General features: G+C 70.8%; 16 protein-coding genes and 1 pseudogene. 11 read left to right on the top strand and 6 right to left on the bottom strand.

Annotated features, from left to right (window positions below):
- Positions 1 to 474: pseudogene (locus ADK67_RS19930) on the bottom strand (hypothetical protein); the annotation flags it as partial.
- A gap of 798 nt (positions 475 to 1272) precedes the next feature.
- On the opposite strand from ADK67_RS19930, the gene ADK67_RS19925 reads away from it, so the two are divergent.
- From ADK67_RS19925 to ADK67_RS19905, 5 genes are all read left to right on the top strand, one after another.
- Positions 1273 to 2340, top strand: a complete 1068-nt coding sequence (locus tag ADK67_RS19925; protein ID WP_197289527.1) for a hypothetical protein — start codon at positions 1273 to 1275, stop codon at positions 2338 to 2340.
- Positions 2333 to 4000: a polyprenyl synthetase family protein gene (locus tag ADK67_RS19920; RefSeq protein ID WP_053717937.1), complete on the top strand. Its 1668-nt coding sequence runs from the start codon at positions 2333 to 2335 to the stop codon at positions 3998 to 4000. The genes ADK67_RS19925 and ADK67_RS19920 overlap by 8 nt, the downstream gene beginning before the upstream one ends.
- Complete coding sequence (locus ADK67_RS19915; RefSeq protein ID WP_053717936.1) at positions 3997 to 5799, top strand: lectin-like domain-containing protein; 1803 nt, start codon at positions 3997 to 3999, stop codon at positions 5797 to 5799. Before ADK67_RS19920 ends, ADK67_RS19915 begins: the two co-directional genes overlap by 4 nt.
- Before the next feature lie 520 nt (positions 5800 to 6319).
- Positions 6320 to 8707: a rhamnogalacturonan lyase family protein gene (locus tag ADK67_RS19910; protein WP_231648270.1), complete on the top strand. Its 2388-nt coding sequence runs from the start codon at positions 6320 to 6322 to the stop codon at positions 8705 to 8707.
- On the top strand, positions 8704 to 10470 hold the full coding sequence (locus ADK67_RS19905; protein WP_053717935.1) for an ABC transporter ATP-binding protein: 1767 nt from the start codon (positions 8704 to 8706) through the stop codon (positions 10468 to 10470). Before ADK67_RS19910 ends, ADK67_RS19905 begins: the two co-directional genes overlap by 4 nt.
- 22 nt (positions 10471 to 10492) lie before the next feature.
- Here the strand turns inward: ADK67_RS19905 and ADK67_RS19900 are convergent, their stop codons facing one another.
- From ADK67_RS19900 to ADK67_RS19890, 3 genes are read right to left on the bottom strand one after another with little or no spacing between them, the layout of a single operon-like run.
- Positions 10493 to 11257 carry an ATP-binding cassette domain-containing protein gene (locus ADK67_RS19900; RefSeq protein ID WP_053717934.1) on the bottom strand — a complete coding sequence of 255 codons (765 nt, stop codon included), beginning with the start codon at positions 11255 to 11257 and terminating at the stop codon, positions 10493 to 10495.
- On the bottom strand, positions 11254 to 12291 hold the full coding sequence (locus ADK67_RS19895; protein ID WP_053717933.1) for an ABC transporter permease: 1038 nt from the start codon (positions 12289 to 12291) through the stop codon (positions 11254 to 11256). Before ADK67_RS19895 ends, ADK67_RS19900 begins: the two co-directional genes overlap by 4 nt.
- 3 nt (positions 12292 to 12294) lie before the next feature.
- Positions 12295 to 13347, bottom strand: a complete 1053-nt coding sequence (locus ADK67_RS19890; RefSeq protein WP_053717932.1) for a substrate-binding domain-containing protein — start codon at positions 13345 to 13347, stop codon at positions 12295 to 12297.
- A gap of 227 nt (positions 13348 to 13574) precedes the next feature.
- Between ADK67_RS19890 and ADK67_RS19885 the strand changes: the two genes are divergently transcribed.
- From ADK67_RS19885 to ADK67_RS19860, 6 genes are all read left to right on the top strand, one after another.
- Entirely contained in the window at positions 13575 to 14669 is a 1095-nt protein-coding gene (locus ADK67_RS19885) for a LacI family DNA-binding transcriptional regulator (RefSeq protein WP_197289526.1), read from the top strand.
- A gap of 74 nt (positions 14670 to 14743) precedes the next feature.
- Positions 14744 to 15769 (top strand): LacI family DNA-binding transcriptional regulator, encoded by a 1026-nt coding sequence (locus tag ADK67_RS19880; protein WP_053717931.1) that lies wholly within the window; start codon positions 14744 to 14746, stop codon positions 15767 to 15769.
- An 84-nt stretch (positions 15770 to 15853) separates the two neighbouring features.
- Positions 15854 to 17152: an ABC transporter substrate-binding protein gene (locus ADK67_RS19875; RefSeq protein WP_053717930.1), complete on the top strand. Its 1299-nt coding sequence runs from the start codon at positions 15854 to 15856 to the stop codon at positions 17150 to 17152.
- 72 nt (positions 17153 to 17224) lie between these two features.
- The gene (locus ADK67_RS19870) at positions 17225 to 18160 is read left to right on the top strand and encodes a carbohydrate ABC transporter permease (protein WP_053717929.1); all 936 of its coding nucleotides are present in this window, start codon (positions 17225 to 17227) and stop codon (positions 18158 to 18160) included.
- Between the two features lies 1 nt (position 18161).
- Entirely contained in the window at positions 18162 to 19061 is a 900-nt protein-coding gene (locus ADK67_RS19865; protein ID WP_053717928.1) for a carbohydrate ABC transporter permease, read from the top strand.
- Positions 19062 to 19084: 23 nt separating this feature from the next.
- Positions 19085 to 20500 (top strand): glycoside hydrolase family 32 protein, encoded by a 1416-nt coding sequence (locus ADK67_RS19860; protein ID WP_053717927.1) that lies wholly within the window; start codon positions 19085 to 19087, stop codon positions 20498 to 20500.
- 45 nt (positions 20501 to 20545) lie between these two features.
- On the opposite strand, the gene ADK67_RS19855 is transcribed toward ADK67_RS19860, so the two are convergent.
- Together ADK67_RS19855 and ADK67_RS19850 are read right to left on the bottom strand one after the other, a co-directional pair.
- Positions 20546 to 21580, bottom strand: coding sequence for a LacI family DNA-binding transcriptional regulator (locus ADK67_RS19855; protein ID WP_197289525.1), 1035 nt, complete (start codon positions 21578 to 21580; stop codon positions 20546 to 20548).
- Positions 21581 to 21706: 126 nt separating this feature from the next.
- Positions 21707 to 25042 (bottom strand): GH32 C-terminal domain-containing protein, encoded by a 3336-nt coding sequence (locus ADK67_RS19850; protein ID WP_082403612.1) that lies wholly within the window; start codon positions 25040 to 25042, stop codon positions 21707 to 21709.
- Positions 25043 to 25173: the final 131 nt, after the last annotated feature.

The raw sequence follows: 25173 nt of genomic DNA, 5'->3' as shown, positions 1-25173 counted from the left end.
GTTGGACGTCGGAGAACCCGACTTCTTCACGTTCCGGACCGTCACGTTCCGGATGATGATGTTGCGCGACTCCCGGATGTGGATGCCCAACTGGTCGAAAACGGCTCCGCCGCCCACGCCGATGATCGTGACGTTGCTGATCCGCTTGAGCTCGATCACGCCGGCCGCGGTCTCACAGCTGTTGCCCGAGACCTTGGCGGTGTTGCCGTGGTTGATCGTGCCCTCGACCTCGATGATGATCGGGGTGGAACTGCCGGCCCGACCGCACAGCGCCTGGTGGATCTTGGTCCCCGTGTTGGCCCGGACCGTCGCCCCGCCCTGACCACCGGTCGTCCCGCCGTTCTGGGACGCGTAGCCGGTCGCGGCGCCGGCCGCCGCCGACGCCGGTGACATCGCCAACAGCACACTCGTCGAGGTCGCGACGGCGAGCGCGGCCACGACCGCGGAGAATCGCCATGCGGCTGATCGTTTCATTTCGTCCCCTGCGTCGTCGAAGGTTGGATGGCGCTGTCGCATTCGCCCGTCGTCGTCCCCCGCGGTCGCGGTGGGCATTGTTCGAGAACGTCGATGTGCCGTCGACGTGCTCTACGACAACCGTCTCGGCGAAGTGGTGCGTGCCGCCGGGCTCGACGCGGGCGAGCGGCGAGTCCGAGTTCCGACCGGGGGCATCGTTGCCTCCGTTGATTCGTGAGGTCACGTACCGGAAAGCGCTTGCCTCACGCTAGAGGCCGATCTTGGTCGTGTCAATCCGCGCCCGTTCCATTCACAAATGTGGACAACACCTCGCGAGCGATAACCCGGACAATCACGTACCTGAACGACCGGTTCCGGTACGTGAACTCGCGCATCACTCCCACAGGCCGATGTCGAACTATTTCCACGGCGCGCGGAGAAAGTCCGGTCGGGCGGCCGGGGCGCAACCCGGCTGGTAGACGCCGCTGAACGCGGCACCGCAGCGATGCCCGGACACCGGCGTCACGCGTCGGGCGACTACAGCCGATCATGACATCCACTCGCCTGGGTGCCCTTGCGGTACTGAGTGGGTGATTCGGTCGTCCGGTGCCGCCTGAGCGGCCGGAGGGATGGCATCGTCCCCCGCGGCGAGATTCGCCGGTCCCCCGTTCCCGTCGACGACACGGTCCCGCACCCGACCACCGAGGACGATTCCCATAAACGACATGGATCCCACGTGCACGCGGTTCGCCGCCTTTCGGCAGATGGCCGGGCCGCACCTGTTCTTCGCTCGATCGTCCTGGTGGAGGTATGCCCGCGGTGTCGTCTGACGTGGCGTTGTCGGAACTGGGCGTGCCGGGCCCGTTCCCCAGATCGGAGTTCCACCACCCGTTGGACCGCCAGTGGCTGCACTACGCCTTCCTGTCCCCGGGCAGCGGCCACGCGGTGATCTCGAACCTGTCGGTGCTGGGCGCGGAGCACCAGGTCGTCGGCGCGCCGGAGGGCTGGGCGCCGCAGCGGATGGCGATCCTGCTGGTGCACGACCCCGTGCACGGCTGGTCGTCCAGCCAGTTCAACGCGGTCCAGCCGGACCGGCCCTGGTCGGCGTTCCGGCTGCCGCACCCGCACGCGACCCCCGACGGGTTCGCGGTCGCGGCCGCTGCCGGCAGTCCTGCGGTGGACCTGACGCTGTCGCGCACCAGCAGGCCGTGCACCTCGCAGTGCGCACCGTTCGCCGGCGACCAGTTCCTGCGCTGGCAGTCCGAACCCGGTGTGCGCGGCCGGGGAACGCTGCGCACGCCCCAGGGCGAGGTGGTCCGCGACGTCGTGGGCTACCACGAGCGGGTCCGCGGCCGGTGGAGCTGGCCGGACCTGGGCGGCTGGGTGTTCGGGTTCGCCAACGCCCCGTCCGGTGGCGAGGACGCGGAGTCCGGTGACGAGCAGGGCCCGCCACCGTGGTCCGTGGTGTTCACCCTCATCCAGCCCGAGCGGCCGGTCGACGCGGTGACCGGTTCGGTGATGCTGTGGCGGCGAGGCCGGATGGTGCGGCACTTCCCGCGCCGCCGCCTCGAAGTCGCGGTGCACGGCGAGCTGGACCGGGACCGGGTGGTGCTGGTCCCACCGCTGGCCGCGGTGCTGGCCACCGCGCCCGCGCCGGTGGTGCCCCGGCGGCTGGTGATCAGCGCGTGCCTGGGCGCGGACCGCCTGCTGCTGGACTTCGAGGCGTTCACCGCGGCCCGGATCGCCAACCCGTCGGAGACGAGCCTGCGGCCGTTCAGCGTGCACGAGCTGCTGGGCCCCTGCACGGTCCACGGCGTGGTGTCCGGCGAACCGGTGGACTTCCGCGCGGACGGCATCGTCGAGTTCGCCGGAGGCGCCGGTGACTGAGAGCACCGTCGCCCACACGGGTGCGCGACTGCTGGCCGACACCGTGACGGCGCTGTCGCAGCGCGCGCCGGCCATCGTCGCGGCCGCCGCCGACCACCTGCGGGACATCGTGCTGGGCCTGCACTTCCACGACGGCAGCCAGGCCACCATGAGCGTGCGCCACAGCCGCCTGCTGGTCGAGCAGGAGCTGGTGGGCGCGCCGGACGTCGAGGTGGTCTTCGACCAACGGGCGATGAACCTCCTCTTCGACGCCCAGCGACCGCCGGTGGAGCAGGTCCTGCCGCACAGCCTGGACGTGCGCGGCAGGCAGGAGCAGGTGCTGGCCGTGTGGCGGGCGTTCACGCTGCTGGCCCAGCGCTCCTCGGGCCTGCGGTACGTCCAGCAGCTGTGGCGCGAGTACCGCGAGCAGGCACCCCGGTTGTGGGGGCGGATCGCCGGGGACGCGGCGCCGGCGGTGTCGCCGCACGGCGCCGTACCCACCGGCTGGCGCGCCACCGACTTCCTGGCCACCCGACGGCCCCTGGAGGCCGACGAGGCGGGCGCGGCGACCATCGGTGGCACGGTGGACACCACGCCCCGGCTGCTGTGGGACGGCCGCCGCAGTTCCTCGTGGTGGGACGTCCGTCCCGTCGGCGACGCCGACCTGGTGGACACCATGCTGGCCTGCCGGGCGCGCACCAACCGCGAGATCGACGACATGCTGCCGGACCGCGAGCCGAAGCCCGACCTGTACGACCTCATGAAGTCCTACCCGGCCCGGCAGGGCAAGGGGCTGCGGCCCACGCTGACCTTCGCCACGTGCGCGGCGTTCGGCGCGAAACCCGAGCACGCGGCACGCGCCGCCGCCGCGCTCGAGCTGTTCCACAACGGTTTCCTGGTCCACGACGACATCGCCGACGAGTCCACCCACCGCCGCGGGCTGCCCACGATGAACGCCGAGTTCGGCAACGGGCTGGCGGTCAACGTCGGCGACGGGCTCAACCTGCTGGCGGTGGACGCCGTGCTGGCGAACCTGGAGACGCTCGGCCTGGCCCGGACGCTGGGGCTGATCCAGGAGGCCATGCACATGTGCCGGGAGTCCATCGAGGGCCAGGCCATGGAACTGGGCTGGATCCACCGCCGCGTGGTGCCCTCGCGGGACGAGGACTACTTCACCATGAGCACCAAGAAGACCGGCTGGTACACGTGCATCAGCCCGTGCCGGATGGGCGCGGTCTGCGCCGGGGTCACCGATCCCGCCGTGCTCGGCCGGTTCGACGAGGCGTTCCGGCTGATCGGGATCGCCTTCCAGATCCAGGACGACATCCTCAACCTCGTCGGCGACGAGGCGCTGTACGGCAAGGAGGCGTTGGGTGACCTGCTGGAGGGCAAGCGGACCGTGATGCTGATCCACCTGTTCCGCACCGCGAGCGCCCGTGAGCGCGAACGCCTCGGGCAGCTGCTGCACCGGCCGCGCAGCGCCAAGACCCAGGACGAGGCCGAGGAGGTGCTCGCCGCCATGCGGCGGCACGGCTCCATCGACTACGCCATCGCCCTCGCCGACCGGCTCGCCGCCGCCGGGATCACGCACTTCGAGAACGACCTGGACATCATCCCGGAGAACGAAGGAAAAGCAGTGCTGCGCCAGATCGCCCACTACGTCACCACCCGTCCGCTGTGAACCCCGACACCGGGTCCGGGTCCGGCGAGCCCGTGCTGCTCGACCGCGACCTGGCGATGCTGAGGCTCGTGCGCAGGACCAACACCAGGCTGCGCGAGGTGTTGTGCACGTTGGCCCGGCGGGGCGTCGCGATCCGCCAGACCACTCCGCGACGAGCCCGTGCCATCCTCGACGCCTTGGCGCCGTGGCCGTTCTACAAAGGCGGGCAGTTCCTGTTCGACCTGATGGAGTGGGAGGACATGATGATCGACGGCGAGCCGCCGCCGGTCCTGTCCCACGCCGAGCTGACCGGTCTGCTGCACCTGCCGATGCGGTGGTTGACCGCCACCGTGGACGCGGCAGGCTCGTCGCCCTCCTCCCCGCTCCGCCAGACCTCCGCCGCGGTGAACCTGCCGATGCGGTGGCTGGCCGCCACCGCGAGCTCCGTCGTGCAAGGCGCCCTGCGCGACCTGGGCCAGGTGCTGGCACCGCCCACCGCGCCGGCCGACCGCGATGACTTCGAGGACGTCGCGCTGCCGCCGCTCGAAAGTGGTTTCTACCTCTACGAAGACGTCGTGCTCGGCCTGTTCGACCTCCTCGGTCCGCTCGCTCCCGACTCCCCCGCGGACGCGGACGACGACGCACCGACCGCCCCACCCGACACCACCACCGAGCCGGAGGTGTCCACCGCCGTCTTCCCGATCCGCGAGACGTTCCAAGTCGACGACGTCGCGGACCTGGAGCACGACTGGACGCTCCTCGGCGATGCCGCGCTGACCGACGAGCACTGCCTGCAACTGACGCCGAACGACTACAACAAGGCAGGCACGGCGCTGTTGAACACGCTCTTCCCCTCCACGGCGGGCGTGTCGATCGAGTTCGACTACTGCACCTCGGGCGGCGGCGCCGACGGGTTCGCGGTGTACCTCGTGGACGGCGCGCACGAGAGCGGCCTCGGTGGCTACGGCGCGGGCCTGGGGTACGCGCGCGGCCCCGACGGCAACGGGCAGGGGGTGCCCAAGGGCTACCTGGGCATCGGCTTCGACACCTACGGGAACTTCTCCACCACGTGGGGCGGCCCCGCCGACCGCGAGGACACCCGTCAACCGGACCACATCGTGCTGCGCGGCTCCGGGGACCGGGACCAGGGGTTCCGCTACCTCGACGGCGTCGCCGTCACGGGCGGCCTCGCCGCGACCTGGGACGACCAGGCGCACGTGCAGGTCACCATCGTCAACGCCGTGGTCACGGTCGTGCTGACGCGTGGCGGGCAGGCCACCACCGTGTTCGACGGCATCGACCTGAAGTCGGCGCCGGGCCAGGCCACCATGCCCGAGACGTTCAAGCTCGGGCTGTCGGCCAGCACCGGCTCCGTGACCGCGCAGCACTGCCTGCGGAACCTGGTCATCGCGATGCCCGCGGACATGCCGCTCCAGGTCGACGGCCCCGAGGCGGCACCTGCCGGCGGCACGGTCAGCTACGCGGTCACGGTCCGCAACGACGGCCCCAACGACGCAACCGACGCCGTGGTCACCGGCACGCTCGACCCCGCGCCGGCCGCGGTCGACGTCTCCGTCACGAGCACCGACGGCGGCGCGCGGGCCGGCCGGGGCAGCACCGGGACGGGCACGTTCACCCAGCCGCTGACGCTGCCGGTCGGCGCCGGCGCCACGATCACCGTCACCGCCGTGACGGACCGCGACTTCGCCGGGGACGTCACCTGCACGGCGACCGTCGACTCGGTGAAGAACAGCAACACCGCCAAGGACAAGTCCGCCTCGCACACCACTCGGCTGAGCGCCCCGCAGGAGAACTTGTAGGTGTCCCAGGAACGCGGCCTCCCGTTGCGACCGTTGCGCCGCCCGTCCACTGTGGACGAGCTCGGAAAGCGCTTACCAGCCACTTCCTGGTAACGCTCCCAGAAGAATTGCGCGGTCGCACTAGTCCATCCGGAGTCAAACGGCTGCTCCTACTCGCCAGCACGCCTCCCAGGCCACCGTCCACCAACGCCACGCGCCCACCGGCCGACGCCGAAAGATTTCGACCAAGCCGGTTGACACGGGGACGCGGCCGTTCGTACGGTCTAACCCACTGCCGCCGGTGCGGTTAAGCGATTAAGCACCAACGAGATGCGGCGGCAGCCCCAGCACGACGAGCAGTCTCGCCGACTGCAGGACCCTTCACCTGGATAGCGCTTTCCAAGGAGGCTGTCAGGCGTATGGTTGAATCGTTTCATCGACGCCGCCGACACCACCATCCCGCCTCCACGACCACAGGACACATCAGGGCATCTCTGGGAGCGCTCCCAGAACGGTACGAGCGAATGGAGCAACGGTGCTCATGAACTCGCGGGTGCGTGTGGTCGCCGCCGCGACGGCGATCAGCGCACTGACGGGCGGCCTCGCGGTCGCGGGAGTGGCCTCGGCCGCACCCGGCTGCAAGGTCGACTACACGGTTCAGAACAAGTGGCAGGGCGGGTTCACCGCCAACGTGACCATCACCAACCTGGGCGATCCCGTGGACGGGTGGCGTCTCGGCTGGACGTTCCCCGGCACGGAGCGCTTCGCGCAGGGGTGGAACGCGACGTTCGACGCCTCCGGCGCGGGCGTGACGGCGTCCAATGTGGACTACAACAGGCAGATCGCGACCGGTGGCACGGCGTCGTTCGGCTTCAACGGCACCATGAGCGGCACCGACGTCGGCACGCCGTCGACGTTCAGCCTCAACGGCACGGCCTGCACGGGCGGTGTCGACCCGACCACCACCACTACGACGACCACAACGACCACGACCACCACCACGACCGACCCGGGGCCCGGTCCCGAACCGGGTGACCCGACGGGCCGCAAGCAGGTCGAGCGGCTGGACCGCGGTGTGATCAGCGTGCGGTCGGGCAGCGGCAACCTGGTTAGCTGGCGGCTGCTGGCGGGCGACCCGCAGAACGCCGGCTTCAACGTGTACCGGGGCGGCGCCAAGCTGAACTCCTCCCCCATCACCGCGTCGACCAACTACCTGGACAACGGCGCGGCGGCGGACGCCTCCTACACCGTGCGCGCCGTGGTGAACGGAGCCGAACAGCCGGCGTCCCCGGCGTCGCTGGCGTTCGGCTCCGGCTACCGCGACGTGCCGATCCAGTCGCCGGGCAGCGGGTACGTCGCGAACGACGCGAGCGTCGGCGACCTCGACGGTGACGGCGACTACGAGTTCGTGCTCAAGTGGGACCCGACCAACGCCAAGGACAACTCGCAGTCGGGCGTGACCGGGAACGTCTTCATCGACGCCTACACCTTGCAGGGCACCCGGTTGTGGCGCATCGACCTGGGCCGCAACATCCGGGCCGGTGCGCACTACACCCAGTTCCAGGTGTACGACTACGACGGCGACGGCAAGGCCGAGGTCGCGATGAAGACCGCCGACGGCACGCGTGACGGCCGCGGCACGGTCATCGGCAACGGGTCCGCGGACCACCGCAACTCCGGCGGTTACATCCTGACCGGGCCGGAGTTCCTGACCATGTTCAACGGTCAGACCGGCGCGGCGATGTCCACGGTGAACTACGACCCGCCCCGCGGCAACGTCTCCTCCTGGGGCGACAGCTACGGCAACCGGGTCGACCGGTTCCTGGCCGGCACCGCCTACCTCGACGGCGCCCGCCCCAGCCTCATCATGGCCCGCGGCTACTACACGCGTGCCGTCATCGCGGCCTGGGACTTCCGCAACGGCACGTTGACCAAGCGGTGGACGTTCGACTCCAACGCCTCCGGCAACGGCACCTACGCGGGCCAGGGCAACCACTCGCTGACCATCGGCGACGTGGACGCCGACGGCCGGGACGAGATCGTCTACGGCGCGGCCACGATCGACGACAACGGCCGCGGCCTGTGGAACACCCGGTTCGGCCACGGCGACGCCGCCCACCTGGGCGACCTCGACCCGTCCCGGCCGGGCCTGGAGTACTACAAGGTCTCCGAGAACAGCAGCCAGCCCGGCTCGTGGTTCGCCGACGCCCGCACCGGCCAGGTGCTGTGGCGGACCGAGCCGGCGGGCGACAACGGCCGCGGCGTGTCGGCCGACATCTACGCCGGCAACCCCGGCGCGGAGTCGTGGTCCTCGGCCGACAGCCAGCTCCGCAACACCCGCGGCACCGGCGTCGCCCGCAAGCCGTCGTCGGCGAACTTCCTGCTCTGGTGGGACGGCGACCCGTCGCGCGAGCTGCTCGACGGCACCCACGTCGACAAGTACGGCACCGGCGGCGACACCCGTCTGCTCACCGGCTCCGGCGTGCACTCCAACAACGGCACCAAGTCCAACCCGTCGTTGAGCGGCGACATCCTGGGCGACTGGCGCGAGGAGGTCGTCTGGCCCACCACCGACAACCGGGCCCTGCGCGTCTACTCGACGCCGAACCAGACCGACCGCCGCATCCCCACGCTGATGGGCAGAACACGGCCTACAACCAGCCGCCGCACCCGAGCTTCCACATCGGGAACGGCATGGTCACCCCGCCGTGGCCGGACGTGCACTACGCCGGCTGACCGGATCCGGGCAACCCGGTCGCGTGTGCCCGAGCCGGTCGGTTCGGGCACACGCGCGGGCGTCTTGACAGTGCTCGCACCTCTCCGGAGAATCCCGGAAAGCGCTTTCCGCCCCGTCACGACCCGGGCCTCCTCCGGGCGCCCCCACCAGCCGGCCGGCCATCACCGGCCACGAAGGGAGACCTCCCGGTGACCTCGTCCGACACACCGCGGGGACACCACGACCCGGGCGAAGGCGCCGTGCGCGCCCTCGGCCGCCTGTTCCGCCCGCACCGGTGGCGGCTGAGCGGCGCGCTGGCCGTCTTCGTCGTCAAGCACAGCCCGGTCTGGCTGCTGCCTCTGGTCACGGCGACCATCATCGACACCGTTGTGCTGCGCCTGCCGCTGGCCGGGATGTGGGTCGCGACCGGCGTGATCATGCTGATCCTGGTCGTCAACTACCCGCTGCACCTGCTCTACGTCCGCCTCCTGCACGGGAGCGTGCGCCGGGCGGGCACCGCGCTGCGGTCGGCCCTGTGCACCCGCTTGCAGGAGCTGTCCATCGGCTACCACAACCGGACCAGCGCCGGCGTGCTCCAGGCGAAGGTCGTCCGCGACGTCGAGACCGTCGAGCAGATGGTGCAGCAGACGACCGACACCGGGCTGAGCGCGATCACCGTCCTGATCGGCGGCTTGACGATCGTCGGCGTCCGGGCGCCGCGGTTCCTGCCGCTGCTGGTGGTGATCGTGCCGCTCGCGTCCCTGGTGGTGATGCGCCTGCGCACGAGGCTGCGCGACCACAACGAGGTGTTCCGCCAGGACGTGGAGCACCTGGCCGCCAGGGTCAACGAGATGACCCAGCTGATCCCCGTCACCCGCGCGCACGGCCTGGAGGGCCACGCCCTGGGACGGATGGACGACACGTTGCGGCGGGTCCTGGCGTCGGGCCTGCGGCTGGACCTGCTCAACGGTCGGGTCGCCTCGCTGTCGTGGGTGTTCCTCAACATCCTCGGCGTGGTCTTCCTGACCGCCTCCGCCCTGGTCGCCTACCAGGGCGTCTGGGGCATCACCGCGGGCGACGTCGTCATGCTCAGCGCCTTCCTGACCACGTCCACCACCTCGCTGGCCACCCTGATGACCCTGGCGCCGGTGATCTCCAAGGGGTTGGAGTCCGTCCGCTCCGCGAGCGAGGTGCTGCGCAGCCCCGACCTGGAGGACAACACGGGCAAGGCCGAGGTCGCCGAGGTCCGCGGTGCGGTGGAGTTCCGGTCGGTCGGCCACGCCTACGACGGGTCCGGGCGGTCGGCCGTGCGGGACTTCACCCTCTCCGTCGCACCCGGCGAGACGATCGCGCTGGTCGGCCCGTCGGGTGCGGGCAAGTCCACGGTGCTCAACCTGCTCATCGGCTTCATCCGGCCGCGGTCGGGCCGGATCCTCCTCGACGGCGTGGACATGGCCGACCTCGACCTGCGCACCTACCGGCGCTTCATCTCGGTGGTGCCGCAGGAGCCGATCCTGTTCGACGGCACCGTCCGCGAGAACGTCGCCTTCGGCATGCCCGACGCCGACGACGCCGCGATCAGGACGGCGCTGCGCGACGCCAACGCCCTGGAGTTCGTCGACCACCTGCCGGACGGGCTGGAGACCTCGGTCGCCGACCGCGGCTCCCACCTGTCGGGCGGCCAGCGACAACGCCTGGTCATCGCCCGCGCCCTGCTGCGCAACCCGCGCGTGCTGATCCTCGACGAGGCCACCTCCGCCCTCGACACCCACTCCGAGACCCTGGTCCAGCAGGCGCTGGCCCGGCTCGTCCGCGGCCGGACCACGTTCGTGGTCGCCCACCGGCTGTCCACCATCCGCGACGCCGACCGCATCGTCGTCATGAGGGACGGCGGGATCCAGGAGATCGGCTCCCACGACGAGTTGCTGCGCGGCGGCGGCGCCTACGCCCGCCTCCACGCGGGCCGGCCCGCCTGATCCCGGGCCGGCCCGCCGCGGGCTAGTCCGGGGGCTCCATCGCGCCGGTCATGATCGCGACGGCGTCGGACATCGAGACGGTCTTCGGGTCGACCACGGCCTTGCGGCGGCCGAGGCGTTGGATGTGGATGCGGTCGGCGACCTCGAAGACGTGGGGCATGTTGTGGCTGATCAGGATCACCGGCAGGCCGCGGTCGCGGACTTGGAGCACGAGGTCGAGCACGGCGCGGGACTCGCGCACGCCCAGGGCCGCGGTGGGTTCGTCCATGATCACTACCCGGCTGCCGAACGCGGCGGCACGGGCCACCGCCACCGCCTGCCGCTGGCCGCCCGACAGGGTCTCCACCGCCTGACCGGGGTTCTGGATGGTCATGATGCCCAGCGCGTCGAGCTGCCGGCGCGCCTCTTCGCGCATGCCGTTGCGGTCGAGCATCCGGAACACCGTGCCGAGCACGCCCTTGCGGCGGCGTTCACGGCCGAGGAACAGGTTGCTCGCGATGTCCAACGACGGCGAGACCGCCAACGACTGGTGCACGGTCTCGATGCCGGCGTCCCGCGCGTCGATCGGCGAGGAGAACGACACCGGCTCGCCGTTGAGGAGGATCTCGCCCTCGTCGGGCACGACCGCGCCGGACAACGCCTTGATCAGGCTGGACTTGCCGGCCCCGTTGTCGCCGATGACGGCGAGGATCTCGCCGGGCAGCAGCTCCAGGTCGGAGCCGGCCAGCGCGGTGACCCGGCCGTAGCGCTTGACCAGCCCACGGGCCTGCAACACCGGGGTCGTCATGGCTTCACCTTCCGAATCCACTGGTCCAGCGACACCGCGACGATGATCAGGACACCGACGGCCAGGGTCTGCCACAGCACGTCCACGCCGGCCAGCGCGAGGCCGTTGCGGAACACGCCGACGATCAACGCCCCGATCAGCGAGCCGATGATCGCGCCACGCCCGCCGAACAGGCTGGTGCCGCCGATCACCACGGCGGTGATGGAGTCGAGGTTGTCGAGCTGCCCGGCCTGCGGGCTGGCCGAGGCGATGCGGCCGATCAGGACCCACGCGCTCAACGCGTACACCGCACCTGCCGTGGCGTAGACGCTGAGCAGCACGCGCGCGGTGCGGATGCCGGACAGGCGCGAGGCTTCGGCGTCGTCGCCGGTGGCGTAGACGTGCCGTCCCCACGCGGTGTTCTTCAACGCGAACGCCATGGCCGCGACCAGGACCACCATCATGATGGAGCCGTAGGTGACGCGGGTGCCGAAGACGTTGATCGTCTGGCCGGTCCACAGCAGCAGCGACGGCATGTCGGTGCCGCGGATGGTGGCGCTCTCGGAGTACCAGAGGTTCAGCGCGAAGAACACGTTCAACGTGCCGAGGGTGACGATGAACGGCGGCAGTTTCAGCCGGGTCACCAGCAGCCCGTTGAGCAGGCCGCACAGCGTGCCGACCAGGAAGCCGAGCAGCAGCGCGGGCAGGCCGGGCAGCCCGGTGTCGGCGGCGACCTTCGCCATCACGATCGAGGTGAGCACCATGATCGCGCCGCAGGACAGGTCGATGCCCGCGGTGAGGATGACGATGGTCTGGCCGACGGCGAGCGTGCCGATGACCGCGACCTGTTGCAGGATCAGGGAGATGTTGCCCGGCGTGAGGAACCGGGGCGACAGCACGGCGAACACGACGACCGCGACCAGCAGCACCACGGCGGGCCCGATGGTGGCCTGCGAGTGCAGCAGGTGCTGGAGCCGGGCGAGGGGCGAGCGCCTGGTGTCACCGCCGACGGGGTTGCCACCAGGTGAGTGACTTGTGGACAGCGTGGTCGACATGGGTCAGCCCCAGCAGTTCTGCAGGCCCCAGGCCGAGTCCTTCGACTCCACCCCGGCCGCCGGCTGGTCGGTGATCAGCGTGACCCCGGTGTCGACGAACGCCTTGCCCGGCGTGTTCTGCGGCTTCGTGCCGTCCTTCGCGAACTTCGCGATCGCCTCCACCCCCAGCTGCGCCATCTTCAGCGGGTACTGCTGCGAGGTGGCGCCGATGATGCCCGACTTGATGTTCTCCACACCGGGGCAGCCGCCGTCGACCGAGACGATCGTGACGTCCTTCTCCTTGCCGACCGCCTTCAACGCCTCGTACGCGCCCGCCGCCGCCGGCTCGTTGATCGTGTAGACGAGGTTGACGCCGGGGTCCTTCTGCAGCAGGTTCTCCATCGCCGTCCGGCCGCCCTCCGGCGCGCCGTCGGTGACGTCGTGGCCCACGATCCGCGGGTCGCTCTCGTCACCGATCTTGTTCTTGTCCTTCACGTCGACGCCGAAGCCCTCCAGGAAGCCCTGGTCGCGCTGCACGTCCACGGACACCTGGTTCGGGTTGAGGTCCAGCAGGGCGATCTTCGCCTGCTTGCCCTCGGCCTCGAACTTCGCCTTGGCCCACTGCCCGATCAGCAGCCCGGCCTGGTAGTTGTCGGTGGCGAACGTCGCGTCCGCCGCGTCGGCCGGTTCCAGCTGGGTGTCCAGGGCGATGACGAGCAGACCGGCCTGGCGTGCCTTGTCCACGGAGGGGACGATGGCCTTGGAGTCGTTGGGCGTGAGCAGGATGCCCTTCGCCCCGGCGCCGATCAGGTTCTCGATCGCGTCCACCTGCGACTGGTTGTCGCCGTCCTGCTTGCCGGCGAACGACTGCACCGTGGCCCCGGCGGTGCCCGCGGCCTGCTGCGCGCCCTCCTTCATCTTCACGAAGAACGGGTTCGTGTCGGTCTTGGTCACCAGCCCGACGAGCGTGCCGCCGCCTGCCGTGTCGCCGCCGTCCCCGCATCCGGTGACCAGCGCCAGCAGTGACGCCGACACCAGAGCCGTGAACCTGACGCCAGTACGCGCCCGTCCGGTCATGTCTTCTCCTACGTCAACGTTGACGTAACGGGCCACCGGACACGGTGTGCTGCTGGTCGGGTTCGGCCTGTTACGCGAAACAACCTGGGAAAAGCCGCGCTTCCGGACCCCGTGTGGACCACTTGGACAGCGGGACTTTTATTACGTCACCGTTGACGCTAGCTTCGTGGTCCAAGTCACGACAAGCCGCCGTTACGCAAGCGTTACGCGGGATGGAGCAGAGGACCATGGACCCTCGGGGCGCACGGCGCGAGCCCACCATGCGGGACGTCGCCGCACTCGCCAAGGTCAGCACGAAGACGGTGTCGCGGGTGATCAACGACCTGCCCGGCGCCGGCCCCGACGTCGTCGAACGCGTCCGTGCCGCCGCACGCACCCTCGGCTACCGCCCGAACCTGACCGCCAGCAGCCTGCGCCGCTCCGACAAGCGCAGCGCCACCATCGGCGTGCTGTTCGAGGACCTGTCCAACCCGTTCGACGCCGCCCTCCTGCGCGCGGTCGAGGACCGGGCGAGGCAGACCGGCGTGCTGGTGCTGGCGGGCAGCAGCGAGGACGACCCCGACCTGCAGCGCGAACTGCTCACCTCACTGGCCACCCGCCGCGTCGACGGCATGGTCGTCATGGCCGTCGGCGGCCACCAGGACGCGCTCCAGCAGGAACGCGAACGGGGCACGCCGATGGTGCTGGTCGACCGACCTCCGACGTTCGGCGGCACCGACAGCGTCACCACCACCAACCGCGACAGCTCACGCGACGCCGTGCTGCACCTGGCCGCTCTCGGGCACCGGCGCATCGCCTTCCTCGGCGACCGGCAGACGCTGTGGACCAGCCAGGAGCGCTACACCGGCTACCTGGAAGGGCTCGCCCACACCGGCCTGACCCTGCGCGAGGAACTCGTCCGCACCGACCTGCGCGGCCCCGACGCCGCCCAGGCCGCCACCACGGCCCTGTTCGACCTCGACGAACCGCCGACCGCACTGTTCACCGCGCAGAACCTCGTCACGGTCGGCGCCATGCGGACCCTGCGCCACCACGGCCTGCACCGCAGCGTCGCGTTGATCGGCTTCGACGACTTCCCCCTCGCCGACATGCTCGAACCCGGCGTCACCGTCCTGCGCCAGGACGTCCCCGCCCTCGGGCGCAGAGCCGCGGAACTGATCTTCGCCCGCATCGACGGCGACCAGTCGCCACCCACCCACGCCGTCATCCCGGCCGCCCTCATCCAGCGCGGCTCGGGCGAGATCCCGCCGCCGCACGACCAGGTGGGCGCCGGGCGCGGTGCCGCCCGCACGGCGCGGTCCCGCTCGGACACGGGTCCGTAACAGGTCGTTGACACCCGCTCGATGCTGATGAATCCTTCACCGCACCAAGTGCCCAAACGATTTGGCAGGTCACCGTGAAGCGCATCGGGATCAAGGACGTGGCGGCGGCCGCCGGTGTTTCCGCGACCACGGTCTCCCACATCCTCAACGAGGTCGAGGGCAAGCGGATCAACGCCGACACCCGGGCGACCGTGCTCCGCGTGGCCCGTGAGCTGGGGTACCGCCCGAACAGCATGGCGCGGGGTCTGCGGACGAGCCGCACCTACACGGTCGGCTTCGTCGGCGACGAGATCGCCACGACACCGCACGCGGGGCAGATCATCCAGGGCGCGCAGGACGCGGGCGCCGAACGCGGCCTGCTGCTGCTCATGCTCAACACCGGGGGCGACCCGGAGCTGGAGCGCAAGGCGATCACCCTGCTGGTCCAGCACGGCGTCGACGGCATCCTCTACGCGTCGATGTACCACCGGGTCGTGCAGGTGCCGCACCAACTGCGTTCGGTGCCCACGGTCCTGGTGGACGCGAGCGCGGAGGACCCCTCGGTCCCCTCGGTCGTGCCCGACGAGGAACAGGGCGGGGCGACCGCCACCCGGGAGCTCCTGGCGCACGGCCACCGCCGGATCGGGTTCGTCACCAACACCGACGACATCCCCGCGTCGCGGGGCAGGCTCGCCGGGTACCGGGCCGCGCTGGCGCGGGAGGGCATCGGGTTCGACCCCGCGCTGGTCGTCGCCGACCGCTCGGACGCGCCCGGCGGCTACCGCGCGGCCCGCGCCCTGCTGGGGTCGCCGCACCGGCCGACGGCCCTGTTCTGCTTCAACGACCGCATGGCGATGGGCGCGTACCGCGCGGCGGCCGAACTGGGCCTCGCGATCCCGGCGGACCTGTCCGTGATCGGTTTCGACAACCAGGAGCTGATCAGCGAGAACCTGCACCCCGCCCTGAGCACGGTCGCCCTGCCCCACTACGCGATGGGCGCGCGGGCGATAGCGCGCCTGCAAGCCGTGATCGACCTGTCGGAGACCGGGTCCGCTCTCCAGGAGGTGCTGCACTGCCCCCTGGTCAGCAGGGACTCGGTCGCCCCGCCGCCCCGGTCTTGACCACCGGGACGACGGAGCGACACCAAGTGGGCGGCCGCTTGCACCGGCCGCCCGACGAGAACCAGCCAGCACGATGGAGGAACCATGAATGCCAAGACCAGACGTCTCGTCGCGGCGAGTCTAGTGGCCGTCACCACGACGGCCGTGCTCGCGGGCTGTGGCGCCGCCGACGGCGGATCGGGCGCCGAGGGCGGGGTCCTGAAGCTGTGGACCCACAACGCCGGCAACGCCGCCGAGTACGACGTCGTGGAGAAGGTGGTCAACGACTTCAACGCCGGCCAGTCCAAGTACAAGGTCGAGATCGAGGCGTTCCCCCAGGGCTCCTACAACGACGCGGTCGTCGCTTCCTCCTCCTCGAAGAAGCTGCCCTGCATCCTCGACGTGGACGGCCCGAACGTGCCCAACTGGGCGTGGGGCGGGTACCTGGCGCCGCTGGAGCTGTCGGGCGGTGAGGTACCCCTGGACGACCAGCTGCCCAGCACCGTCGGCAAGTACCAGGACAAGGTCTACGCCTTCGGCTTCTACGACGTGGCGCTGACGATGTTCGCCCGCAAGTCGGTGCTCGCCGAGCACGGCATCCGCGTCCCCACCCCGGACCAGCCGTGGACCCGGGCGGAGTTCGCCGCCGCGCTGGCCGACCTCAAGGCCTCCGGCAAGTTCGAGCACCCGTTGGAGATGGGCACCGGGGGCAGCGGCGAGTGGTGGCCCTACGCGTACTCGCCGCAGTTGCAGAGCTTCGGCGGCGACCTGGTCGACCGCTCGTCCTACAAGACCGCGGAAGGCGCGCTCAACGGCCCCGAGGCGCTCGACTGGGCGAAGTGGTTCCGCTCGCTGGTCACCGACGGCTACATGGCCCAGAAGTCGGGCTCCAGCCCCAACGACGACTTCCTCAACGGCAAGTCCGCCATCGAGTGGGACGGCAGCTGGGACGCGGCCAAGAACGTCGAGAAGCTCGGCGACGACCTGCTGATCCTGCCGCCGGTGGACTTCGGCCGGGGGCCGAAGATCGGCGGCGCCTCCTGGCAGTGGGCCATGAGCGCGCACTGCGCGAAGCCGGAGGGCGCACGCGCGTTCCTGGAGTTCACCCGCAAGACGAAGTACTTCACCGAGTTCGCCAAGGCGACCGGCACCATTCCCGCCACGGACGCCGCCGCGGCCCAGATCCCCGGCTACGAGCCCGGTGGCCGGTACGAGTCCTTCGTCCGCTCCGCCAGGGACTTCGCGGTGGTGCGTCCCGTGACGCCCGCCTACCCCTACCTCGCGTCGGTGTTCGAGAAGACCGCCAAGGACATCGTCGCGGGCGCCGAGCCCGAGGCCGCCCTGGACGAGGCCGTCAAGCAGATCGACGCCAACCTCAAGCTGAACGACTTCTACGCCGGCTGACGGCTCCGCCCCGCCCGCCTGGTGGAGACCCGTCGTCGCCACCAGGCGCGCCCGCTTCGCCCGGAGGTCTCGTTGACCGCCGCTGTTCCCCCTCTCCCCCGTCCTCGACGCGCCCGCGGCGGCACCCTGAGCACCGCCCGCCGCCGGGAGGGCGTCATCGCCATCGGCATGGCCGGTCCCGCGGTCCTGCTGCTGCTGGTCTTCTTCGTCATCCCGGTCGGCCTGGCGTTCGCGCTGGCCTTCACCAGTGCCCGCCTGATCTCGCCGACACCCGCCCGGTTCGTGGGGCTGCGCAACTTCGCGATGCTGGCGGAGGACCCGGTGTTCCTCCGCTCGGTGCTCAACACGTTCGCCTTCGCGGCCGTCGTGGTGCCCGTGCAGGCGGGGCTCGCCCTCGGCCTGGCCCTCCTGGTCAACGGGCGGTTCCGCGGCACGAACTTCTTCCGCACCGTCTACTTCATCCCGGTGGTCACCTCCATGGTGGTGGTGTCGATCGTGTGGACGTTCCTGTACCGGAAGGACGGTCTGCTCAACAGGATCATCGACGCGGTCACGTTCGGCCACGTCCAGGGACCCGACTGGTTGAACGACCCGTCGACGTCGCTGGCGGCGATCGTGTTCATGTCCGTCTGGCAGGGCGCGGGCTTCCACATGATCATCTGGTTGGCCGGGCTCCAGACCATCCCGGCCGAGCTGCACGAGGCCGCCTCCATCGACGGCGTGAGCCGGTGGACGCGGTTCCGGTTCGTCACCTGGCCGGGCCTGCGGGCGACCCGCACGTTCGTGCTGATCACCATCACCATCTCGGCGTTCAGCCTGTTCACCCAGGTCAACGTGATGACCCAGGGCGGGCCGCTGGACTCGACCACCACGCTCGTCTACCAGGCCGTGCGCAGCGGGTACCAGCAGCAGCAGACCGCGTACGCGTCGGCGATCTCGCTGGTGTTCTTCGTGCTGGTGCTGATCGTCTCGCTCGTCCAGCGCCACCTCACCAGGGAGAAGGACTGACATGACGACCGAGTCACCCCGGTCCGCTCCCCCGTCGGCGCGGCGCGGGTTGCCCGGCCACGCCCTGCGGGTCGTGCTCGTGCTGTTCTTCTCGTTCCCCGTGGTGTTCATGCTGGTCTCGTCGTTCAAGCCGGACCAGCAGATCTTCGGCGACCTCGGCAGCCCCCGCGCGTTCCTGCCGGTCGGCAGCCTCTCGCTGGAGAACTACACCGCCGTGTTCGACCGCGTGCCCGCGGTCCGGTTCCTGCTCAACTCGGTCGGCGTCTCGGCGGTCACGATCGTGCTGGGCATCCTGGTCAACAGCCTGGCGGCGTTCGCCCTGTCCCGGATGCGCTGGCCCGGCCGCAAGCTGCTGCTCACGGTCGTCATCGCGACCCTGATCGTGCCGTTCGAGACGTTCGCGCTGCCGCTGGTGTGGTGGGTGAGCAAGCTGCCCTGGCTGGAGCTGAACGGGTTCAGCCTCACCCTCACCGAGGGGTGGTTGGACACCTACCGGGTGCAGGTGCTGCCGTTCGTCGCGAACGCGTTCTCGATCTTCCTGTTCCACCAGTACTTCCAGAGCATCCCCAAGGAGCTGGACGAGGCCGCGCTGATCGACGGCGCGGGCTGGTTCGGCATCTACCGGCGGATCGTCATGCCGCTGTCCGGCCCGGCGATCGCGACCGTGGCGATCCTGACCTTCCTGCCCGCGTGGAACTCCTACCTGTGGCCGCTGATGGTGGTGCAGGACGAGGAGCTGCGCCCGGTCATGGTCGGCATCCAGTACTTCTTCCAGCTCAACGTCTCCTGGGGGCAGATCATGGCGTACTCGTCGATGATCACCGTCCCCGTGCTCGCGCTGTTCCTGGCCTTCCAGCGGTCCTTCATCAACAGCATCGCCTCCAGCGGCGTCAAGGGCTGACCGCTCCGACCTCGAGGACTCCGTTGTCGACTACCGACACCCACCTGCCGACGATCCACCCGAGGCCACCCCGGAACTGGATCAACGACCCCAACGGGCTCACCTTCCACGACGGCCACTACCACGTGTTCTTCCAGCACAACCCGAACGGCCCGGACCACACCGGCATCCACTGGGGGCACCACCGCAGCGCGGACCTCGTCACGTGGGAGGAACTGCCGGTCGCGCTGGCGCCCACACCCGGTGGCGACGACGCCGACGGCTGCTTCTCCGGCAACGCGATCTCCGACGGTGACCGGATGCTGGCGTTCTACTCCGCCTACCGCACGGATCGCTGGTGGCAGCCGATCGCCACCGCGGAGTCCGCGGACGGGGGGCTCACCTGGCGCAAGCACCCCGGGCTGGTGATCCCGACGCCACCCGAGGGCACGTCGATGTACCGCGATCCCTACGTCTGGCGGCACGGCGACCGGTGGCGGATGCTCGTCGGCGCGAGCGTCACCGGTGAGCGCGGCGCGGCGCTGCTGTACGAGTCGTCGGACCTCGCGGACTGGCGGTACCGCGGGCCGTTCTTCGCCGACGGGTCGGGCGCGGACGGCTGGACCGGGTGGGAGTGCCCCCAGTACGCCACCTTCGGCGACCGCGGGGTGCTGGTCGTCAGCCTGTGGGACGCGGTCGCGGGTCCACGCGGCACGCGCGTCTACGTGGGCGGCGAAGAGGCCGGCCGGTTCACGCCCACGGGTCACCGGCCCCTCGACCACGGTCCGGACCTGTACGCGCCCGCCCTGCTGCACGCGCCCGACGGCCGCCGGCTGCTGTGGGGCTGGTCGTGGGAGGCCCGCGACCAGGAGTGGTCGCGGGAGGCGGGCTGGGCGGGCGTCCTCACCGTGCCGCGTGAGCTCTCGCTCGCCGAGGACGGGACGGTGCGCCAGCAGCCCGCCACCGAACTCCTCGGGTACCGCGGGCGCAAGCTCGTGCACGCCACCGGCTGGTCCGCCGCGGACCACCTCGGCGCGGTCGGCACGGCCTTCGACCTCACCGCCCGGGTCCGGCCGCGCTCGGACGCGCCGTGCGGCCTGCGGTTGGAGACCGCCGCCGGCGAACACCTCGACATCGTCGTCGACCCGGTGGCGGGCGAGCTGGTCGTGGACCGCGACCACGCCTCGCTCGACCCCCGTGCCCGGACGGGGCGCTACGCGGTCCCGCTGTCCGGGCCGCGAAACCCGGTCGGGTTCAGGGTGATCGTGGACGGCTCGATCGTGGAGGTGTTCCTCGACAGCGGGGAGTCCTTGACGGTGCGCTGCTACCCGACCGGGCCCGCACCGTGGCGGTTGCGGACCGTGGGCGGGCCGGACCACGTCGTCGACGTCTGGGAGCTCGACGCCGGCGGCCGACGCACGGCCGTCGGCCACGACGAGCTGCGCACGACGGCGAGCTGACCGCGCGGGTCCGGTCGGGGACGACGCGTTCCCGACCGGGCCCGTTCAGGGGCGCGGCGCGGCCACCGATCCGCGTTCGCGCAGCGGCATCGCCACCCGGTGCACCCCGGAGCCGTGCGCTTCCCCGTCGAGCACCAGCTCCACCGCGCGACGTCCCATCTCGTAGTGCGGCAGGGCCAGGGTCGTCAACGCGGGCCGCAGCCACGAGGCGATGTCCTGGTCGTCGAACGAGATGATCGAGACGTCGTCGGGCACCGACAAGCCCGCTTCCGCGAGCGCCTGGTACGCGCCGAACGAGACGCGGTCGGTCGAGCACACCAGCGCCCGCGGCGACACGCCCGAGGTGAGCAGCGCGCGGACTTCGCGGTACCCGTCCTCGGCGTTCCACTGGCACTCCACCACCCCGTCGAGCATCGCCCGCTCCGCCCGCAGCGCCTCCTGCAGGCCGCGCATGCGCTCGTTGCCGGCGAAGATCCCCTCCGGGGTGGCGGGCACGGCCTGGTGACCGCCGATGGCCCAGATCCCGGACCGGTGGCCCGCGTCGAGCAGTACCCGACCGGCCGCCCGGCCCGCCTCGATCTCGTCCGGCACCACCGACGGCGCGTCGAACCCCGGCGCCAGGCAGTTGAGCAGGACGACCCGGCGCCCGTGCAGCTCCTTCGGCGGCACGACGTAGCGGGTGAACATGGTCGCCAGGATCACCGCGTCGGCCTGCCGGTCCAGCAGCACGTTGACCACCGCGGACTCGGAGGAACCCGCGCCGTCGGTCTCGGTGATGATCAGCAGGTGGTCGCGCTCGGCCGCCGCCTCCAGCGCGCCGCGGACCACGTCGCCCGCGAACGGGGTCGTGGTGATCCCGTCGGAGACGAAGCCGATGGTCTTGGTGCTCTTGGTGCGCAGGCTGCGTGCCGTCGCGTTGGGGCGGTAGCCGAGCGCCTCGGCCGCCTCCCGGACCCTGGCCCGGGCCGCCTGGGAGATCCGCACGCCCTCCCGCCCGGACAGCACGAACGACGCCGTCGTCGGCGACACGCCCGCGCTGCGGGCGACATCGGCCATGGTCACCCGTCGTCCAGTCGTCATCGTCACCCCTCGTCCACTCGCGGACGGCGAAGCCCGAGCGCGGCCTCCCGCCTGCGACAACAGTACGGTCCCGGTGCGCGGGTCCGGCACCGCGCGGCGGGTGCCACGCGGTGCCGGACGGTCGGATCACCCGGTCATGGCGCCCATCCGCCAGACGGTCATGGACTCGATCACCGCCCCGTCGCCGAACAGCCTCAGCCCGAGCGAGTCGTCGCGGTGCGGGTACGCGCGGGTCGTGATCGACTTGTGGGAGTTGGCGAAGGCCTCGACCGACGACCGGTCGACGAAGACGTCGAGCGTGAGCACGCCGCCCGCCGACACCAGCGGTCCGCTGTGGACGCCGAGGTCGGCGTCGAGGCTGGACCGGTTGCCCGAGCGGGTCCGGTCCACGCCGAACTGGCCGCTGCCGACGTCGTGGAACAGCCTGGTGCGCTCTTCGTCGCCGGGGCTGCGCAGCACGTCGAGGCCGAAGCGCTGGGCCGGGCCCGGCTTCATGGTCAGCCGGACGTGCAGCATGTCGCCCTTGACCGCGGCCAACTGGCTGTTGACGGCGTCGATGCCCGTCGGCGTGCGCACGTCCAGCAGTGGCGCGCCGGTGTGCAGGGCGGACACCTCGCGGACCGGGTTGATCGCCAGGTCGCCGTCGGGACGCACGCCCAGCTCGACCGGCAGGCCCGCGTTGTGCGCCCAGCCCGCGTCGTGGTGCGCCTGCTCGGTCCGGCGGTCCTGGGTGATGCTGAACAGCAGGGACCGGCCGTCCGGGCCCACCGTGCCGCTGGGGCCGGTGAAGTGCTCGCCGTAGTCGAACAGCTTCGGCGTGGTGGTGTCGGGCGTCCAGCGGCGCGCGTTCGCGTCCCAGGTGCCGACCCAGTAGAAGGTGTTCTTGCTGCTGTGCGGGCTGGCGCTGGTGAAGGCCGGGTTGACCACGAACGCGTGCTTCTGCCTGCCCGAGGCGTCCTTGCCGATCGGCAGCAGCACCGGCAGTTCCCACACCTGTCCGGTCTTGGGGTGGGCACCGACGTCACCGGTCATGAGCGGACCGGCGTAGGTCCAGTCGGTGAGGTTGGTGGAGGTGTACAGCAGCGCGGTGCCGCCGACGTCGGCGCCCGCGGTGGTCTGGACGCCGGAGCCGACCAGCTGGAACCAGGTGGAGCCCTCCTGCCACACGTACGGGTCGCGGAACTCGCCGAACCGGACCTTGCGCCCGGCGCCGACGTCGAGGTCGGCCCGCTGCTCGGTGACCAGGCGGGGCTCCATCCGCCACTCCACCAGGTCGGGGTCGTCCGGGTTCACCGGGCGGGCGATGCCCGTCGCCTGGTTGGGGCGCTTGGAATCATCGCCCGCGGTGATGAACAGGACCGGGTCGCCGTTCTGGTCCAGCGTCGCGCCGCCGGACCACACGCCGTCGGGGGCGACGCTGCCCGCCGTGGGGGCCAGCGCGACCGGGAGGTCACGCCAGTGCACCAGATCCTTGCTGACCGCGTGGCCCCAGCTGATGTTGTGCCAGTACGGGCCGTGCACGTTGTGCTGGTAGAACAGGTGGTACTGGCCGTTGGCGAAGATCGGGGAGTGCGGCTCGTTCATCCAGTGGTTGGGTGCGGTGAAGTGGTACCCGGGGCGGTACTTGTCCCCGTCGTAGCGTGAGCGGTCCTGCACCATGTCGGCTGCCGGGATCGTGCCGCCGGCGAAGGTCGCCAGGGCGGCGGCGTGATCGGCGGCGACCTGGGCAGGGGTCAGCGCCTTGCGGTGGAGCTTCACCTCGTCGATGAGACCGCTGAACATGTTCACCGCGAAGGTGCCGTTGATGATCACCGGCTGGTTGTGCTTGCCGATCAGCAGCGGCACGCCGGACTGCTGGAGCCGGGCGCCGGTCGGGATGGCGGTCTCAGCCACCTGCGCGCCGTTGAGGTAGAGCCGCAGCCGACCCTGGGCCGGGTCGAACGTCGCCACCAGGTGCGCCCACGCGCCGGTGCGCAGCGCGGCCGACGCGGGAGTGGCCACTTCGCGCCAGGCGTCACCCGTGCCGATCCCGAACTTCAAGGTGCCGTGCCGTCCCACGCCGAGGGAGAAGCCCCGGTTCGCGGTCTGCTCCTGCTGGTTGACGATCGCGGAGACCTTGCCCTCGTCACCCCACTCGAAGCCCTGCGGCGCGACCCACGCCTCGACCGTGAGGGCGTTCTGGTCCAAGGGCACCGCACCGGCGGCGCGGCTGACCCAGGTCGAGTAGCCGTCGAACAGCAGCGCCTTGGACAGCACGCCCTTGCCGTCGTTCGCGGGCTGCCACAGCGGATCGCTCTTGGGCTTGTAGACGGCCTGGTTGAACACGTAGCTGATCGGGTCGGCCTGGCCGCTGACCCGTTCGACGGTCGACGCGCCCGAGCCCTCCTGGAAGTCCCAGTGCGCGGCGGTGTCGCCGACGGGCTGGTCGAGGCCGACGCGGACGTCGTCGAAGTTCAGGTGGCCCCACCCGCCGGTGGACTGGTCGACCAGCTTGATCCGCAACTGCTGGCCGAGTCGGTCACGCACGTCCCAGGTCACCCTGTGGTACGCCTCGCTGTCCGCGCCGGTGGCCTTGTGCAGGACCGTTCCGTCGACCGTGGTCAGTGCCGCGTACAGGTTGGCCTCGTTCCGGCCGCCGCCGACGAGGACGCTGACCACGCCGGTGCCGGACACGGTGAACGGGTCCGAGGTGAGCGTGCCGGTCGCCGCGTCACCACCGCTCTTGAAGCCCCACAGGTGATGGGTCCCCTGCTGGTTGAAGCAACAGCCCCAACCCCAGCCCGTCTCGGTGGTCAGCCCGGTGGCGAACGCCTGGCCTTCGGCTGTCCAGCCGGACAGGTTCCCGGCTTCGAAGCCCGGGTTGGTGAGGCCGCTGTTCGGCGGCGGGTTCGGCGGTTGGTCGAGCCCGACGCGGACGTCGTCGAGGTTGACGTGGCCCCAGCCGCCGGTGGACTGGTCGACCAGCTTGATCCGCAACTGCTGACCCAAGCGGTCGCGGACGTCCCAGGTGACCCTGCGGTACGCCTCGTCGTCGGCCCCGGTCGCCTTGTGGATCACCGTGCCGTCGACCGTGGTCAACGCCGCGTACAGGTTCGCCTCGTCACGGCCGCCGCCGATCAGCAGGCTGACCACGCCGGTGCCCGACACCGTGAACGGGTCGGAGGTGAGCGTCCCGGTGGCCGCGTCACCACCGCTCTTGAAACCCCACAGGTGATACGTCCCCTGCTGGTTGAAGCAACAACCCCAGCCCCAGCCGGGATCCGACGACACGGCGTTCGAGAACGCCTGTCCCTGAGCCGTCCACCCGCTCAGGTTCCCGGCCTCGAACCCCGGGTTGATCAGGACACCGGACACCGCAGCGGCCCCGGTAGCCGGTGGTGGACCGAGCGACGCGCACGTGATCAGGGCGGCCAGCAGTAGCCCGGCGCGACGCACCAAGCCGCCGGCGGCATGACGTGCCATCTGACGCCTCCTCGACGTTGAGGTGATAAATCGAACTAGCTTGAGGCGCCGATGCTGCGGGCAGGCGTTCGAGGTAAACAAGGTGGTAACGAGGCAACTTTACCGTTTCGTTACACGAAATCGTCCCTTGT

This window comes from Saccharothrix sp. NRRL B-16348 (assembly GCF_001280085.1).
In the GTDB taxonomy this organism is placed as follows: Bacteria; Actinomycetota; Actinomycetes; order Mycobacteriales; family Pseudonocardiaceae; genus Actinosynnema.
This window is presented reverse-complemented; position numbering and strand designations above follow the sequence as displayed.

What these genes read in the sequence shown, in the direction of transcription:
- ADK67_RS19875 (WP_053717930.1), top strand. Translation starts at nt 15,854, where the DNA reads ATGAATGCCAAGACCAGACGTCTCGTCGCGGCGAGTCTAGTGGCCGTC.
- ADK67_RS19885 (WP_197289526.1), top strand. Translation starts at nt 13,575, where the DNA reads ATGGACCCTCGGGGCGCACGGCGCGAGCCCACCATGCGGGACGTCGCC.
- ADK67_RS19910 (WP_231648270.1), top strand. Translation starts at nt 6,320, where the DNA reads ATGAACTCGCGGGTGCGTGTGGTCGCCGCCGCGACGGCGATCAGCGCA.
- ADK67_RS19850 (WP_082403612.1), bottom strand. Translation starts at nt 25,042, where the DNA reads ATGGCACGTCATGCCGCCGGCGGCTTGGTGCGTCGCGCCGGGCTACTG.
- ADK67_RS19855 (WP_197289525.1), bottom strand. Translation starts at nt 21,580, where the DNA reads ATGACGACTGGACGACGGGTGACCATGGCCGATGTCGCCCGCAGCGCG.
- ADK67_RS19900 (WP_053717934.1), bottom strand. Translation starts at nt 11,257, where the DNA reads ATGACGACCCCGGTGTTGCAGGCCCGTGGGCTGGTCAAGCGCTACGGC.
- ADK67_RS19865 (WP_053717928.1), top strand. Translation starts at nt 18,162, where the DNA reads ATGACGACCGAGTCACCCCGGTCCGCTCCCCCGTCGGCGCGGCGCGGG.
- ADK67_RS19890 (WP_053717932.1), bottom strand. Translation starts at nt 13,347, where the DNA reads ATGACCGGACGGGCGCGTACTGGCGTCAGGTTCACGGCTCTGGTGTCG.
- ADK67_RS19895 (WP_053717933.1), bottom strand. Translation starts at nt 12,291, where the DNA reads ATGTCGACCACGCTGTCCACAAGTCACTCACCTGGTGGCAACCCCGTC.